General features: G+C 42.4%; 16 protein-coding genes and 2 tRNA genes. 6 read left to right on the top strand and 12 right to left on the bottom strand.

Annotation, left to right across the window (positions count from 1 at the left end; translation table 11 throughout):
• Window positions 1-36 precede the first annotated feature (36 nt).
• Window positions 37-1,092: a L,D-transpeptidase family protein gene (locus tag PSI17_RS00155; RefSeq protein WP_273549998.1), complete on the top strand. Its 1,056-nt coding sequence runs from the start codon at window positions 37-39 to the stop codon at window positions 1,090-1,092.
• A 103-nt stretch (window positions 1,093-1,195) separates the two neighbouring features.
• On the opposite strand, the gene PSI17_RS00160 is transcribed toward PSI17_RS00155, so the two are convergent.
• The 5 genes from PSI17_RS00160 to PSI17_RS00180 all read right to left on the bottom strand — a co-directional run bounded on the left by PSI17_RS00160 (window position 1,196) and on the right by PSI17_RS00180 (window position 5,166).
• Window positions 1,196-1,432 carry a major outer membrane lipoprotein gene (locus PSI17_RS00160; protein ID WP_273549999.1) on the bottom strand — a complete coding sequence of 79 codons (237 nt, stop codon included), beginning with the start codon at window positions 1,430-1,432 and terminating at the stop codon, window positions 1,196-1,198.
• Window positions 1,433-1,724: 292 nt separating this feature from the next.
• Window positions 1,725-3,134 carry a pyruvate kinase PykF gene (pykF, locus tag PSI17_RS00165; RefSeq protein ID WP_273550000.1) on the bottom strand — a complete coding sequence of 470 codons (1,410 nt, stop codon included), beginning with the start codon at window positions 3,132-3,134 and terminating at the stop codon, window positions 1,725-1,727.
• Window positions 3,135-3,448: 314 nt separating this feature from the next.
• Window positions 3,449-3,525, bottom strand: a tRNA-Val gene (locus tag PSI17_RS00170).
• 31 nt (window positions 3,526-3,556) lie between these two features.
• Window positions 3,557-3,633, bottom strand: a tRNA-Val gene (locus tag PSI17_RS00175).
• 159 nt (window positions 3,634-3,792) lie between these two features.
• On the bottom strand, window positions 3,793-5,166 hold the full coding sequence (locus PSI17_RS00180) for an MATE family efflux transporter (RefSeq protein WP_273550001.1): 1,374 nt from the start codon (window positions 5,164-5,166) through the stop codon (window positions 3,793-3,795).
• Between the two features lie 277 nt (window positions 5,167-5,443).
• On the opposite strand from PSI17_RS00180, the gene PSI17_RS00185 reads away from it, so the two are divergent.
• Window positions 5,444-6,088: a riboflavin synthase subunit alpha gene (locus PSI17_RS00185; protein WP_273550002.1), complete on the top strand. Its 645-nt coding sequence runs from the start codon at window positions 5,444-5,446 to the stop codon at window positions 6,086-6,088.
• A 134-nt stretch (window positions 6,089-6,222) separates the two neighbouring features.
• Here PSI17_RS00185 and cfa read toward each other — a convergent pair whose 3' ends face one another.
• Entirely contained in the window at window positions 6,223-7,374 is a 1,152-nt protein-coding gene (gene cfa / locus PSI17_RS00190) for a cyclopropane fatty acyl phospholipid synthase (RefSeq protein ID WP_273550003.1), read from the bottom strand.
• 275 nt (window positions 7,375-7,649) lie between these two features.
• Window positions 7,650-8,873: a purine nucleoside transporter PunC gene (punC, locus tag PSI17_RS00195; RefSeq protein WP_273550004.1), complete on the bottom strand. Its 1,224-nt coding sequence runs from the start codon at window positions 8,871-8,873 to the stop codon at window positions 7,650-7,652.
• Window positions 8,874-8,996: 123 nt separating this feature from the next.
• Between punC and punR the strand changes: the two genes are divergently transcribed.
• A complete protein-coding gene (gene punR, locus PSI17_RS00200; protein ID WP_273550005.1) occupies window positions 8,997-9,905 on the top strand; it encodes a DNA-binding transcriptional activator PunR in 909 nt (302 codons plus the stop codon).
• A gap of 3 nt (window positions 9,906-9,908) precedes the next feature.
• Here the strand turns inward: punR and purR are convergent, their stop codons facing one another.
• Complete coding sequence (gene purR, locus PSI17_RS00205; protein WP_273550006.1) at window positions 9,909-10,934, bottom strand: HTH-type transcriptional repressor PurR; 1,026 nt, start codon at window positions 10,932-10,934, stop codon at window positions 9,909-9,911.
• Window positions 10,935-11,465: 531 nt separating this feature from the next.
• Window positions 11,466-12,044 (bottom strand): superoxide dismutase [Fe], encoded by a 579-nt coding sequence (sodB, locus tag PSI17_RS00210; RefSeq protein WP_273550007.1) that lies wholly within the window; start codon window positions 12,042-12,044, stop codon window positions 11,466-11,468.
• 361 nt (window positions 12,045-12,405) lie between these two features.
• Between sodB and PSI17_RS00215 the strand changes: the two genes are divergently transcribed.
• A complete protein-coding gene (locus tag PSI17_RS00215) occupies window positions 12,406-12,795 on the top strand; it encodes a Grx4 family monothiol glutaredoxin (RefSeq protein WP_273550008.1) in 390 nt (129 codons plus the stop codon).
• An 81-nt stretch (window positions 12,796-12,876) separates the two neighbouring features.
• On the opposite strand, the gene rnt is transcribed toward PSI17_RS00215, so the two are convergent.
• Both rnt and gloA read right to left on the bottom strand, forming a co-directional pair.
• Window positions 12,877-13,536: a ribonuclease T gene (gene rnt, locus PSI17_RS00220; protein WP_273550009.1), complete on the bottom strand. Its 660-nt coding sequence runs from the start codon at window positions 13,534-13,536 to the stop codon at window positions 12,877-12,879.
• Between the two features lie 184 nt (window positions 13,537-13,720).
• The gene (gene gloA, locus PSI17_RS00225; protein ID WP_273550010.1) at window positions 13,721-14,128 is read right to left on the bottom strand and encodes a lactoylglutathione lyase; all 408 of its coding nucleotides are present in this window, start codon (window positions 14,126-14,128) and stop codon (window positions 13,721-13,723) included.
• A gap of 267 nt (window positions 14,129-14,395) precedes the next feature.
• On the opposite strand from gloA, the gene PSI17_RS00230 reads away from it, so the two are divergent.
• Complete coding sequence (locus tag PSI17_RS00230) at window positions 14,396-14,635, top strand: DUF1289 domain-containing protein (protein WP_273550011.1); 240 nt, start codon at window positions 14,396-14,398, stop codon at window positions 14,633-14,635.
• 678 nt (window positions 14,636-15,313) lie between these two features.
• Complete coding sequence (gene slyA / locus PSI17_RS00235) at window positions 15,314-15,751, top strand: transcriptional regulator SlyA (protein ID WP_273550012.1); 438 nt, start codon at window positions 15,314-15,316, stop codon at window positions 15,749-15,751.
• An 82-nt stretch (window positions 15,752-15,833) separates the two neighbouring features.
• Here slyA and PSI17_RS00240 read toward each other — a convergent pair whose 3' ends face one another.
• Window positions 15,834-16,307, bottom strand: a complete 474-nt coding sequence (locus tag PSI17_RS00240; protein ID WP_273550075.1) for a glycine zipper 2TM domain-containing protein — start codon at window positions 16,305-16,307, stop codon at window positions 15,834-15,836.
• Between the last annotated feature and the right edge of the window lie 5 nt (window positions 16,308-16,312).

The raw sequence follows: 16,312 nt of genomic DNA on the forward strand, positions 1-16,312 counted from the left end.
CCACAAACGTTTAAGTATTATTTTCAGGAAGCGTGTATGAAGCGATCTTTAACTTTTATCGGCATGTTCTTGAGCAGCATGTTATCGTTAAGTGGATTGACTAATATCGCCCATGCTGTCGAGTATCCATTGCCTCCTGCTAATAGCCGCCTGATTGGCGTAAATTCCACCTATATTGTGCCCGATGACGGGCGTCCGTTAGAGTACATTGCTGCTAATTACCAGATAGGATTACTGGCGATGTTGGAAGCGAATCCGGGCGTTGATCCTTATTTGCCTAAGTCTGGTACTGAATTACTTATTCCATCCCAGATGCTGCTGCCAGACACGCCCCGGCAGGGAATTGTTATCAATCTGGCTGAACTCAGGCTCTATTATTTCCCTGAAGGAAAGGATTATGTGGTTGTTTACCCTATTGGTATCGGCCAGCTTGGGCGTAACACGCCAACCATGACAACATCAGTCAGCCAATTGATTGAGCATCCGACATGGACGCCAACCACGAATATTCGCAAGGATTACGCCAGTCGCGGAATTATTTTGCCTGCCGTAATACCGGCTGGCCCGGATAATCCAATGGGGGATTTTGCCTTACGTTTGGCTGCCGGGCGGGGAGAATATCTGATCCACGGTACAAATGCGGATTTCGGCATTGGTATGCGGGTGAGTTCAGGATGTATTCGTTTGCGGCCTGATGATATTGAAGCGCTGTTTCGAACTGTTCCACGAGGCACGCGCGTCCAGATCATTAATGAACCCGTGAAATATGCCGTCGAACCGGATGGTAAGCGCTATGTGGAAGTTCATCAGCCGCTTTCCCGTAAAGAGACAGATGATCCACAGATAATACCGATCCCACGTTCTGAAGGTTTAGTGAAGTTCATCAAGAGTAGTGAAACAGATGAGTTTCTTGTTGATCAGGCCATGCTGCGTCGTTCAGGAATCCCCGTGCAGGTGAATACAGGACAGGTTGCTAATAACCAGACGGAAAGGGCGTTATCAAGATTGATTGAAGAGACTGAAAAAACGGTTGTCCCTGAAATTAAACCTGCTGAGATACCTTCATTGTATCAACCCGAACCGGTTTATTAACTGAAGCCTAAGAAACGGATCAATACGGGGCGGGAAGCGGAAATAGAAATGGCGTACAGGGTACGCCATTTTGTTTATCAACTCATTCTATCTACTACAAAGATTATTTCTTGTATGAACGAACCTGGTTATCAAGGCGCTGATTCGCACGAGCCGCTTCATCTCTGGCTGATTGTACATCAGAACGAATAGAACCGAGGTCACTGCTCAATTGGTCAACTTTGGAACCGAGAGTTTGCACCTGAGAGGCAAGCTGTTCAACTTTTGTTGCGCTTGAGCAACCTGCCAACAGGGTGGAAGCCAGAATTACTGCACCAAATACAACTTTAGTACGATTCATCACATTACCCTCTAGATTAAGTTAATCTCCAAGTAGCCATCTAAGTATTACACAAACTATTTTAGAAAGAGAATAAATTTTTGCTACGAAAAAAAAATTCTACCTTTCTTTATCTCAAAATTAGCCAATAATTTTTGGATATTGATAATAAAAAGGCAGTTGAATAGATGATTTAACCAGAACAATCAAAAAAAGCCCAATTTGCATAAATACAAATATGGGCTTTCTTGATTGCCAGTGCTTTCCAAGGGGGCGACCCAAGGTTAGGCAGTACGCTTTCGCTTATTTAGCCTTAAAGCACATGGACAGAGGACGTGTTTGTTGTGCCACTGGGTACTAATGCACCGGATACCATGACAACGATATCCCCAAGGTGCGCCATACCACTTGCCAATGCAGCTTCTTTACCAATACGGTAAAAATCATCGGTAGATGCGATTTCTTTGACAACCTGCGTGAAAACACCCTTGACTAACAGCAATTGACGGGCAGTGATTTCATTCGTTGTCAACGCAAGGATTGGCGCGTTAGGGAAATACTTGCGGATAGATCTTGCAGACTTACCACCATAAGTTGCCACGACAATCAGTGGTGATTCCAGTTTTTCTGCGATTTCAACAGCACCACGGGAAACCGCTTCAGTAACACGCAGTTTCTGAGACTGGGTATTTTCAATTCGGCTGCTCATTACGCGATCTGTACGTTCACAGATGGTTGCCATGATGGAAACAGCTTCGACAGGATATTTCCCTTTCGCACTTTCTCCAGACAGCATTACCGCATCTGTACCATCTAAAATAGCGTTGGCAACGTCGCCTGCTTCGGCACGGGTAGGGCGTGGGTTTTTGATCATTGAATCCAGCATTTGGGTTGCAGTGATCACAACTTTACGCGCTGCATTACATTTTTCAATCATCATTTTTTGCGCGAAGATAACTTCTTCTACCGGGATTTCAACCCCCAGATCGCCACGGGCAACCATGATACCGTCTGAGGCTTCGAGAATTTCATCGAAGTTAGTCAGACCTTCCTGATTTTCGATTTTGGAAATGATTTGGATATGTTCACCATGATGGGCTTTCAGGTGCTCACGGATTTCCAGTACATCGGAACGTTTACGGATGAAAGAGGCCGCGATGAAATCCACGCTTTGCTCACAACCGAAAATCAAATCTTGTTTATCTTTTTCTGCCAATGCCGGCAAGTTAATGGAAACATTTGGCAGGTTAACGCCTTTATTTTCGCCCAAGTCACCGTTGTTCAATACTTCACAGATCACTTCGGTCGCCGTCGTTTCCTTAACTGTCATCGCGATCAAACCATCATCAACCAATACGGTATTTCCGGCTTTCAGATCTTCTGGCAGTCCAGCATAAGTCACAGCAACACGATCTTGATTGCCGATAACGGATTTATCGGTAGTAAAGGTGAAAGTTTGGCCCGCAGTAAGGGAGACGTCATTGCCACCTTCCAGTTTCATGGTACGGATTTCAGGGCCTTTAGTATCCAGTAAGATTGCTGCTTTTTTGCCAGTTTTCGCTGCAACTGCGCGAATGTTTTTAATACGTTGACCATGCTCTTCGTAGTCGCCGTGAGAAAAGTTCAGGCGCATTACATTCATACCTGCATTAAGCAGTTCGGTCAACTTCTCTTCGGATTCTGTTTTTGGCCCGATAGTACAAACAATTTTGGTTTTTTTCATGACAATCTATCTACTTTAGTTAGCTGAAACCATTCAACTCATGACATGAGCGTATTATAGAGACTAATTTCTGTGAAATGAATCAAAAAATGGTGCTTGAAAAGATTTCCATACAAAAGAGAAGAGATATTCAGGCTGCATGATTAGATAAATCAGCGAGTTGTTGCGCAAACAGGATATCTTGAACTTTGCGTACGCGGGGAGATTGGGCAACAATGAATTTATGGGGATCGGTTCACTGGAATGGAATAAGGCTAAAAAATTGGCTAGCTAGAAAAGTAATGCAGGGAAAGTGTAAGGCTGTGAATTGAATATGGTGCGTCCGAGTGGACTCGAACCACCGACCCCCACCATGTCAAGGTGGTGCTCTAACCAACTGAGCTACGGACGCACATCGCATTCTTTTTTGCCAGTCAGATATTTGGTGCGTCCGAGTGGACTCGAACCACCGACCCCCACCATGTCAAGGTGGTGCTCTAACCAACTGAGCTACGGACGCAATTTAAATTTCTGTGGCTGACAACGGGAACGAATATTAACGGGCACCGGGCTTTCTGGCAAGGGGAAAAGTGCAAATTCTTGTTCAACTGCTCGCAATTACATCTTTTAGCGTGAATTTGCAGCTTTTCCCCTTATGTTGGTAACTGAGTGAACTGAATTAATGAGTAGAACGTTTCAGAATATAATGGGCTGGCTGTTTCTGTGTCCACAGAATACGGTAACCCATCATGAGTGCCGAGGCGGTTAAACCGATAATAAATCCAATCCAGAAACCCTGTGGCCCCATCGGCTTCGTGACATAATCAGTTAATGCCAGAATATAGCCACTAGGCAGCCCTAAGATCCAATAAGCAATAAAAGTGATAACGAAAATAGAGCGTGTGTCTTTATATCCGCGCAATACCCCCGACCCAATGACCTGAACGGCATCAGAAAGTTGGTAAATAGCCGCAAACAGCATCAAGTGAGAGGCAAGAATAACAACCTCAAGGTTATCGTTGTACATAAATGCAATATGCTTGCGCAGCAGTACGGTGAAGGTTGCTGTGATACAAGCAATCATTAAGCCAACAATAATACTTGTGTAGGCGGAGATTTTTGCGCCTTCAGTGGATTGTGTACCCAGATTGTAACCAACGCGAATGGTTGCCGCTATTCCCAATGACAGCGGGAACATAAACATCATCGAGCTGAAGTTGAGTGATATTTGGTGTCCGGCAACGGCAACAACACCGAGTGGAGAAACCAATAACGAGACGACAGCAAACAGAGTCACCTCAAAGAACATCGCCAGGGCGATAGGTAAGCCAAGTAGTGCAATCCGTTTTTGCGTATGCCATTCAGGACCTGCAAATTTGTTAAATGTTTGGATATCTTTTTGGGCCGGCGAGTGTTTAACATAGACAAGCAACAACAGGAACATTACCCAGTAGACCGCTGCTGTTGCGACGCCACAACCTACACCACCCAATTCAGGTGCACCAAACTTACCGTAAATAAAAATGTAGTTGATGGGAATATTGACCAGTAGACCGGCAATGCCAATGACCATGGCTGGCTTGGTTTTCGATAATCCTTCACATTGACCACGCAAAACTTGGTAGAACAAATAACCCGGCGCTCCCCACATGATGGCATGAATAAAGTCCGTCGCTTTTTGTGCCAATACAGGATCGATGTTATGTTGTGCTTCGATAACAAACCGGCTGTTATACAATACGGCAATGATCAAGACAGAGAGGAAGATTGCAAGCCAGAACCCTTGCTGGATTTGACCTGCCACGTTTTTTCTTTGGCCGGAGCCATTCATATGTGCCACGATGGGTGTTAAGGCGAGCAATAAACCTTGACCAAACAGAATAGTTGGCAGCCAGATTGAGGTGCCAACCGCAACTGCTGACATTTCAATAGCACCAGCTTTACCAGCCATGACAGTATCGACAAACCCCATCGCAGTTTGTGAAAACTGTGCGATAACAACAGGGATCCCTAGAGCGAGCAAACTACGCGCTTCATTTAAATATTTCTGCACGTACTACACCTTTTTTGATTGAAAATTAATGAGAAAAACAAGAAATATTTTGCGAGCAAACGATGTAAATGGAAAATGTATCGCTTATAAGCGTCCTCATTGTATAGGACTCATTTTATTAATCCAATCGTTGCACGATGTTTATCGAAATAACGTATTAGACAATTATGATGTTTAAATAGCGTATATGGACAAAGTGGTATTTAAACAGAATGATGTTTAAAAGCGGTGAGTAGGTTAAACTAATCCGCTAGATGAAATGATTAAAGAGGTTCCCATGTTTACAGGTATCGTTCAGGGAAAAGCACCGATAGTTGCCATTGATGAAAAAATGCATTTTCGGACTCATGTTGTTAAATTTCCGGCTGAATTATTACCCGGAATTGAAACGGGCGCTTCTGTTTCCCACAACGGTTGTTGCCTGACTGTGACTAAGATCGATGGTGATTTAATCAGTTTTGACTTAATGAAAGAAACATTGCGCCTGACCAATCTCGGCGAACTTAGACTCGGTGATTTAGTCAATCTGGAAAGGGCGGCTAAATTTGGTGATGAAATTGGCGGGCATTTGATGTCCGGTCATATTATTACAATAGCGGAAGTTGCCAAGATCTTCACTTCTGAAAATAACCATGAGATATGGTTTCGAATTCACGACAAACAATTGATGAAATATATCCTGCACAAAGGGTTTATTGGTATTGACGGGATTAGCCTGACTATTGGTGATGTCGTCAATAATCGCTTCTGTGTTCATTTAATTCCAGAAACACTGGAACGTACAACGCTGGGCAAAAAGCGTTTGGGTGCAAAAGTGAATATTGAGATTGATCCACAAACTCAAACGATTGTAGATACCGTTGAACGGATTATGGCTCAGAAAGAACAAGAAAAATTATTGTTACAGACTGAAGGACAATAAAGAATATTTCTGAATGGTGTCATAGAGATCGTGTCATAGGTCTTGCGTTAACGTCATTCGGTAAAAGCCAATAAAACAAGAAAGCTACAGAAATATTATTTCTGTAGCTTTGTGAATTCCAATTATGGAGAGCACTATCTAGGTACTCTCAATCCTTTTTCAATGCCTCGCGGACTGAATACCACCTGCCATAACTGAATATCCCTTGCCCGGAATGCACCCGCACAAGCATTCAGGTAATAACTGAACATCCGTTTAAAGCGTGGGCTATAGTTATGCTCTATTTCGTGCCAACTGGCAGTAAATCGTTCATACCATGCTATCAGGGTTCGGTCATAGTCTGCCCCAAAGTTGTGCCAATCTTCCATAACAAACTTTCCATTGGTTGCCTTAGCGATTTTGATTATCGATGGTAAGCAACCATTGGGGAAAATGTATTTACTGATCCAAGCATCGGAACCTGATTTATCAATATTAGAGCCGATGGTATGGAGAAGGAACAGCCCATCAGGTTTCAGGTTCTTTTTCACGATATCGAAATAGTTGTCATAATTTTTCGGGCCAACGTGCTCAAACATGCCGACGGAGACAACGCGATCAAACTGGAGGTTAAGGTTTCGGTAATCTTCAAGGATAATTTTTACATTCAGATCCTTACATCGTTCCTGCGCATATTTTTGTTGCTCGGCTGAAATCGTGACCCCTGTGACAGATACCCCGTAGTTTTCTGCCGCATAAGCTGCCAAGCCTCCCCAGCCACAACCGATATCCAGCAAAGTCATGCCCGGAGAAAGTTGTAGCTTTTCGCAAATCAGGCGGAGCTTATGGGTTTGAGCTTCTTCCAGCGTATTGGCATCTTTCCAATAACCACAAGAATACTGCATATAAGGATCAAGCATCCGGGTAAAAAGGTCATTACCTAAATTATAATGTTCCTCACCGACAATCCAGGCGCGTTTGGGAGATTGTAAATTAAATATACGAGAGATAATTATCTTGAAGATATCTTTGACATTTTTGGGGATACGATGTTCTAAACCAGCCTGTAATACTTTATAAAAGAAAATATCAAGGCGATCACATTCCCACCAGCCATCCATATAACTCTCACCCAGACCCAAGGAACCTTCTTTCAGTACGCGCTTATAGAAATCAGGATTCTTGATGCGTATATCGAAAGGGCGCTTGCCATTGATCTCAATATCAATTTCCTGAAGCAATTCATGGGCGATCCTATACCAAGGGTCCGTTATTGTTTTTTTACCTTCAACGAAAGATGAACTCATATACTCTCCAACATTTGTGTGATGGAATTTTGAGGTGTCACTTTATAACTGTTTTTTATTATGTAAAACCTTGAAGGTTTATTAAAAAATAATGCTGAAAGCACATATTGCTTATTCACCCTGAAATTGAACAGAACTTCAATGCTCCAAAAGACCCTCAAATTCCGCATTCTTAGAATAATGAATCTGTATGAGTATATGAGTGAAATGGCATTTAAACAATCATCTAAAGGTCACATCATGATGCAACCTTTAGATAATAATGTTCTTAATTATTATTTTTTTGGGGAATTATTGAATTTATGTTTAGCCGTTTTTTTAATACCCTGTTTTTGCAACCGATAACCAACAGCCATTGGAATAGCCGTCAGTACCATGACGGTAGCCGTCGATAACAGAGGGGACCCCATGAATACGGAGACGATCATACTCGCGACAAAACAGAGGCCCAGTTGCAGCGCATTTTGCAAGGCAGCCGCTTTACCGCTGTCCTGAGGATAAACAGCCAGCGCATTGGCGACGGCAATGGGATAGGATGCACCATTCATTGCCGCCATCACACAAAAAGGAATAAGGATGGCGGTAAATGAAGGTTCACTAAATAGTGAAATCAAATAAATGGCGATCATGCTGACCGCATAGCCCACCAACAGGAAGGGGAATACGGTTTCGCTTTTCACTTTTTCCAATAAGATACGGCAACCATACCCGCCAATCATAAATGCCAGCGTTTGGGGAATATAACTTAGGCCAATATCGGTAGGATCATAACCCATATTTTTCAAAATCGTTGGTGAACCCGTTAGCCAAGCAAAAAAACCTGCACTGCAAGAGGCGTAGATCAAGACATTTCCGCTGAAAACCGGGGAAGTGAGTAACGTAAAGAAAGAAACTGCCTTTTTATTGGTATTGGTATTGGTATTGGTTGCGGTATGAGTACGTTTATTCTTTAGAAAAAAGGTAGGTAATAACAGCAATATTGTCACGATCATTAGGACAAGGAAAATGATTCTCCAGCCACTATGCGTTAATAACCAGGCGCCCAATAAAGGAGCAAGGGCAGGCGACAGGGCGACCAGCGGCATGATCATGGCAAAAACCCGTTTAGTCTGTTCTGCATCATATCTATCAACGACTAAAGCCTGCCAGATCACCGCCGCAGAACAAACGCCAACGGCTTGCATAAACCTCAATACCAATAACTGAACAGGATCAGTGATCCAGAGCATACCTAAACAGCTAATGGAAAACAGGGAAAGTCCGATAATAAGAACAGGTTTTCTGCCTAACCGGTCAGATAATTGTCCCCATAAAAGTTGGGCAAAAGCGAATCCGGCAAGAAAAATGCTGAGGCTCGCACTGATGGCATTTGTTGATGTACCTAATTCTGCTTTCATTGTGTCAAACGCGGGCAGATACATGTCGATGGCCAAATAGCCCAGCATGCTTAGGCCTGCGAGATAAAACATGAATGGAATGGCGTTTTTATTTGTTGTCATTGTGTTAATAACTTGGTGTGGTGGTTGATAAGGAAATATTAGGCTTATTTTATATAGCATGATTTTCACTTGTGAAACGGTAATATTTGCACCATGCTGTGAAAAAAATTGAAAGGAAGATATATGTGGTCTGAATACTCTCTGGAAGTCGTTGATGCCGTTGCCAGAACAGGAAGTTTCAGTGCGGCTGCGTCAGAACTTCATCGGGTGCCTTCTGCTATCAGCTATACCGTAAAACAGCTTGAAGAGTGGCTGGCTGTGCCTTTATTTGAACGTCGTCACCGTGATGTCGATTTAACGGAAGCAGGGGCTGTTTTTGTCAAGGAAGCGCGTTCTGTTATCAAAAAAATGCATCACACTCGGCACCAGTGCCAACAAGTGGCCAATGGCTGGCGGGGGCAATTCAGTATTGCCGTTGATCAGGTCGTAAAACCAGAACGAACGCTGCGGTTAATTTTAGATTTTTATCGTCATTTTCCTGATATTGAATTATTTATCTATCCTGAAGTTTTCAATGGCGTATGGGATGCCCTGGTCGATGAACGGGTGGACGTTGCGATTGGCGCGACACGGGCTTCTCCCGTTGGTGAGCGATGTAGTTTCAGGGATATGGGATTCATGCCATGGCTATGTGTAGCCAGCCCTGAACACGAACTGGCAGTAATATCGGGAAAATTGAACGATGACCAAATGCGGCCTTATCCCAGTTTATGTCTCGAAGATACTTCGCGCAGCTTGCCTAAGCGTGATACTTGGGCTTTGAATAATCAACGGAGGTTGATTGTGCCTGATTGGGATATTGGGTTAAATTGCCTGATGGATGGATTGTGTGTCGGCATGGTGCCCAGACATCGTGCACTACCGTTGATCCGTAAAGGTAAGCTGATTTCACTCGAACTTGAGCAACCTTTGCCTGACAGCCCGTGCTGCCTGACATGGTCGCAAAAGAGCCATTCACCCGCATTAAGTTGGTTACTTGATTATCTGGGAGATAGCGAAACGCTTAATGCTGAATGGCTGCAAGAAAATTAACTGTCAGCGGCGATAATCGATAAAAGGTCCATCCGCAACAGAGCGCCGTTCAACGAGGCGTGGGTGGACTTCGATAGTTTGTGCGTCCTCACGTTTATTGACGATTCTGTCCAGTAACATTGAAAACGCCATTTGCCCTAAACGTTCTTTGGGTTGGTGGATAGTTGTCAATGCTGGCGTGAAATAGCGGGCATTGCGGATATTGTCATAACCGATAATTGAAATGTCTTGTGGAACGCGCAATCCTAACTCATCGGCTGCACAGATCGCCCCCATCGCCATGACGTCCCCACCGCAAAAAACAGCCGTCGGGCGATGCTTCTGATTCAGGATCTTGTACATGGCCTGATAACCGGACTCAGGTTCAAAATCACCTTGTACAATCCACTCATCCCGAATGGTGATGTTGGCTTCTTTCAGTGCCTTAAGGAAACCTTGATGGCGTCCTCCGCCGGTATTTCTGGCCAATGACCCGGGAATGGATGCAATATCACGATGGCCGCGTTCAATGAGATAACGACCCGCTAAGTAACCACCATGAAAGGCATTATCAATAATTGCATCGGTAAAATCCCCTTTGGATTCTCCCCAATCCATGACCACCATAGGAATATGGCGATAGTCTTCCAGCATGCCCAAAAGCTGTTCAGGGTATTCAGAACACATTACCAGCAAGCCATCTACGCGTTTTTGCGCCAGCATGGCGAGGTATGCTTTCTGTTTATCAAGGTTATTATGGGAATTACATAAAATCAGGGTATAACCTTTGCTATAGCAGCTATTTTCAACCGATTCGATGATCTCAGCAAAATAAGGTGCTTCACTTGAGGTTGCCAGTAATCCGATGGATTTGGTGTGGTTAACTTTCAAGCTGCGGGCAACGGCACTGGGAGAATAATTCAGTTCCTTAATCGCAGCCCAAACCGCAGCCTTTGTATCTTCGGCGACGAAACGGGTTTTATTGATAACATGCGATACGGTTGTGGTCGAAACACCAGCGCGTTTAGCCACATCTTTAATCGTTGCCATGATAAAAAGGACTCCTGACCTTTTGGTCTAATTGGTATACCTTTTATCTTTCAATGTTGAAATCTATCGGGTATAGCTATTTGTTAATCGTTTGCCAGTATATTTATGTATAGCGTGATAGTTGGCAACAAGTTAGCGATAAACCTTGAATTTTGTCTGATCTAGCTCAAAAGTGAAAGTAATAATCGATGTTATAAAGAGTATGGATTAAATATCGGGTATGGTTTTTTTAGATGGCACGGTAAATAACCGACTAAAATTTATCCTATGGAATTTATTGTATTGAGGTATCTTAATTTTCACATTGAGGATGTTCTATGGATACAGATCTGAAATTGGGATTATTGGCTGCCGCGAGTGCATTAGTCATGATTGTTTTTCTGGCAAGCCTTTGCCTGATCTGATTAAGATCGCGAAGAAGCATTTGTAACATCACTTGCTTTAAGGGCGGGTTTTCCAACAATAGGGATGCCATGAATGAAGGAAAACCTGCCCTGATTATTTTAACCTTGGTATTAAGAATTAATCTTATTAAGCAAGGTTTTCTTCAACAAATTTCCAGTTGACCAGCGCCCAGAAGTGCTCCAAATATTGAGGACGTGCATTACGGTAATCGATGTAGTATGCGTGCTCCCAAACATCAACGGTCAGTACAGGTTTGTCTTCACCGGTCAATGGTGTTGCAGCATTAGATGTATTGACGATAGCCAAAGTGCCGTCAGTTTTCTTAACCAACCAAGTCCAACCAGAACCAAAGTTTTTCAGGGCTGCGTCAGTAAACTGCTGTTTGAATTCGGCAAAAGAACCGAAAGCATTGTTGATGGCGTCTGCGACTTTCCCAGTGGGTTCGCCACCACCATTTGGTGACAGGCTATGCCAGTAGAACGAATGGTTCCAAACTTGTGCCGAGTTATTGAAGATGCCGCCTTCAGATGTTTTGATGATCTCTTCCAGTGATTTTCCGGCAAACGCAGTATCTTTAATCAGATTATTCAGGTTTACAACATAAGCATTGTGATGTTTGCCGTAGTGGTATTCTAGCGTTTCTGCAGAAATATGTGGTTCCAGGGCATCTTTGGCATAAGGTAATGCGGGTAATTCAAAAGACATTGCATGCTCCTTTTTAATATCGGGTTTTTTGGCTCTACAAGCCATGACTTAAGGTACTCATCATGGGTAGGGCAAATTTAATCTCATTATCGTATTACTTTTTTGATAATTATCTTAACAACTTTTCGGCTAAATAACAGGGAAAAAGATGCTATCAGGCCGCGAACTGGCGCAGAACTGAACGGCAACAGGGTTAGATACACCCAGTTGAAGTAAGGATAACTGAATTACTTGTTGCAAATCATGGCAAAAATTTGCCGCATCAAGTTCACGGTAGAAAAATGAGAGTAGAAAGTGGTATTCTGAATCAATCTTTATCTTATGCTGATAAATAGCGCTTGCAGTTTTAAGGAAGCAAAAAATGACGAATTTTAATACAAACACGAATACAGTAACTGATACAACGGTTGATACGGTCGTTGAGAAAATCGAACGTCAGATCAAAGAAAACCCCATTCTGTTGTACATGAAAGGTTCACCGAAACTGCCGAGTTGTGGCTTCTCTGCACAGGCAGTTCAGGCTTTATCCGCTTGTGGTGAGCGTTTTGCATATGTAGATATTCTGCAAAATCCAGATATCCGCGCTCAATTGCCTAAGTATGCAAATTGGCCGACTTTTCCCCAGCTTTGGATTGATGGCGAGTTAGTGGGAGGTTGTGACATTCTGGTTGAGATGTATCAGCGCGGTGAACTACAAACACTGATCAAAGAGACTGCCGACAAATATCGTGAGCAGGAAGAAGGTCAGTAATTCATCTAAATGATGGATATTTTTAGTAACCCCATACATTAATCGGTATGGGGTTACTACTTACAGCGTGGACTTGCCTTTTTAAGCCTCGCAGTGAGCGGTGTCAGTAGAAGGTAAGGGCCAACCCCCCAACCGTTTCCAGCGATTGACAAGTTCACAGAAAAGCAGGGCAGTTCGATCAGTATCATACAGAGCGCTATGTGCTTGATTGCTGTCAAACGGAATTTCCGCTGTAATGCAGGCTTTGGCAAGGATTGTCTGGCCAAGAACCAAACCACTGAGTGCGGCGGTATCAAAAGTGGCGAACGGATGGAATGGATTGCGTTTTAAACCCGCACGTTCAGCCGCAGCCATGACAAAACTGTGATCAAAATTGGCATTATGGGCGACCATAATCGCGCGGTTACAATTCGTCTCTTTTATACCCTTGCGGATCATCTTGAAAATGGCATGCAGGGCAGTGTATTCACTGACAGCGCCCCGTAAGGGATTTGTTGGATCAATACCAGTGAAAGCGAGAGCAGCAGGATCAAGGTTAGCGCCTTCAAAAGGCTCAATATGAAAATGCAGCGTATTGGCAGGTGTGAGCCAACCCTCTTCATCCATTTTTAAAGTAATTGCAGCGATTTCGAGTAAAGCATCTGTGCGTGCATTAAAACCAGCGGTTTCGACATCAATGACAACGGGATAGTAGCCACGAAAACGCCCACTTAACATATTTTGATCGTTTTGATTAGACATCTGATTTTCAGTTTTTAGCTTCAGGATTCTGTTTTTGATTCTGGAATAGTGGCTATTATGACAAAATTTGGTGTGTCTTGCAGAAGTAATGCTGACCTGATGAGGATAATAAAGGGCAATAAGATATGCCCTTTTGTCGGTGTGTAAATAATTTTTAACGATAATTTGGTGGCTGTTGATAGAATTAGTTGCCTAATGCACTGCTGGCACTTGAATTTTCGATCAGTTCAATCTTATAGCCATCGGGATCTTCAACGAATGCAATGACAGTCGTTCCACCTTTAACCGGTCCTGCTTCACGAACCACTTTCCCTCCCGCAAGTTTGATGCGTTCACAGGTTGCCGCAACATCATCAACGCCCAAGGCGATATGCCCGAATGCGCTTCCCATTTCGTAATTTTCAACGCCCCAATTATAAGTTAGCTCAATAACAGCGCCTTGGATTTCATCGGTATAACCAACAAACGCGAGAGAATACTTATACTCAGGATTTTCACTGGTGCGAAGTAAACGCATGCCCATGACCTGAGTATAGAAATCAATCGAGCGCGGCATGTTGCCAACACGGATCATCGTATGGAGTAAACGCATGATTACCTCTTGATCTTTATAGTTTTATCACGAAACATAGCTTTAGTATGAAACAGTGTTTTATTGCAAAATTTTGCTCACATACCGGCATATGCTTAGTTCAACTATAACGTGTATAGATGAAACAATTCAAATTGTCCTGTTTGTTATTTATTTGATTTCCGATTGTTACTATTTTGTTTTGAAATGTTATAGGTGAGGTTTATACTGACCAATAAATAGTTTCATTATGGAAAGAATTGATAAATTCAAGCACAGGAGGATGAGATGGCTGAACAATTAGAATTTTTTGCTATTCCAAGCCCTTGCCGAGGAATTTGTGAATCCAATTCCCGTGGTTTTTGCCGGGGATGTTATCGCAACAGGGAAGAGCGTTTTATGTGGATGAAACTATCGGATAATGAAAAAAGAAAAATATTGCGCTTATGTCATCAGAGGCAGCTAAGGGAGCTAAGAAATAAGGAGAAAGATAAAGAGATTATCTTGCAACAACCCAATTTGTTTTAGTTTTATCCTGAATTGATTAAAAAATATCACTTATGTGAATTATAGTTTAGGATGATCGTAAAAATAAGAAACATTACCCACAATAAATGATACATTACTTATATTATATTTTTTTTATTTGACATAAGTCGCTTTAACACATCAGGTCTGTTGATGAAGCTAGGCATTTCAGTAAGAATTTCTTATCAAATAGGTATTTATTGAACAAAAAAAGAACTGATTTGTTATCTTATTGTTTTTTATATTATTTATTTTAACATTATCAGTATCTGTAAGATAAAAATGATATTAATGTAAAAATATATAGATTAGTATTTGGATGGCGGTTATTCTTATAGAACTTTAACCGAGTGCAAATGGATATATTTTGGGGGATTGTGCTTTTTTTGTTGATATTTAAACTTATAAATAGTTTAGTTAGAAGATTATTTTATACAGTTTATATCGTTGGTGGATTAATGCGCGATTTTATTCGGTGTGCCGTACAATTTCGCTCTTTAGGGCGACGAAAATGTCAACTTTGAGTAACAAGCCAACGCGACACTAATTAGGTAATTAGCGAATTGCTGACTCTGCTAATGTAAGCATGATATAGGGTGCATATCCATTATTCAGATGAATAAATTGATTGGATAATTCATTGATGTTATATGAGTCTCTAATTATAAGGAGGGGTAATTGGAATTGACATTGGGATCAGATCTGGCACGTTTAGTCCGTGTTTGGCGCGCTTTAATAGATCATCGTTTGAAACCGTTGAAATTAACTCAGACACATTGGGTTACTCTATACAATATTAGCCAACTGCCGCCAGAGCAGTCACAGATACAGCTCGCAAAAGCGATTGGTATTGAGCAACCTTCTTTGGTGAGAACGCTTGATCAATTAGAAGAAAAGAAATTGATTACACGCCATACCTGTGCCAATGATCGACGCGCAAAAAGAATCAAATTAACCAAAGAATCGGAAACTTTTATTAGAGAAGTGGATAGTGTTATTGATTCGACAAGAAAAGAAATTTTGCAGGGAATTACTCATGATGAGTTAATTCTGTTTTCTTCAGTAATAAAGAAAATTGAAAAAAATATTAACCAATTGCACAAACAGGTAATATAAAAGTGAGTTTATAATAATAAAATCGCGGTCCAGATCCATTACGGGTAAACCGCGATTTTTAGTCTTGTGTTATTTGAACATTTCAGAGTGGTGATACAGTCAAAGCGTCCCCACTGTTTGCGATCCTGACGCGTTGCCCTCTGTTGAATACAACGTTGTCTAACTTTTGTACGACGATAACGCTTTTTCCGCTGTCCATACGAATCTCTAACTCAACCCCTTTCGTTTGGTTTAAAGTACCTTCTATTCCTTGGCCAGCCATACTGCCAGCAATGGCACCTGCCGCAGTAGCAAGTTTTTGACCAGAGCCACCACCAACTGTATTACCCAGCAGCCCTCCCAAAACAGCACCACCAATGAGACCTAACATATTAGGATCACCTGCTTGGTTACCTTTAATCTTAACGGGGCGTACAGACAGAATGGTGCCATAGGTTACTGTTTGAGCTTGTTTGGCCTGATTAATAGAGTAAGTATCACTAGAAAGTGCTCCCATGTCTGCACAACCCGATAACGTGGTTGCTACAGCTACACCAACCAGGAAACGTTTTAACATAGTTA

The sequence above is a fragment of the Xenorhabdus sp. IM139775 genome (assembly GCF_028598745.1).
GTDB lineage: Bacteria > Pseudomonadota > Gammaproteobacteria > Enterobacterales > Enterobacteriaceae > Xenorhabdus.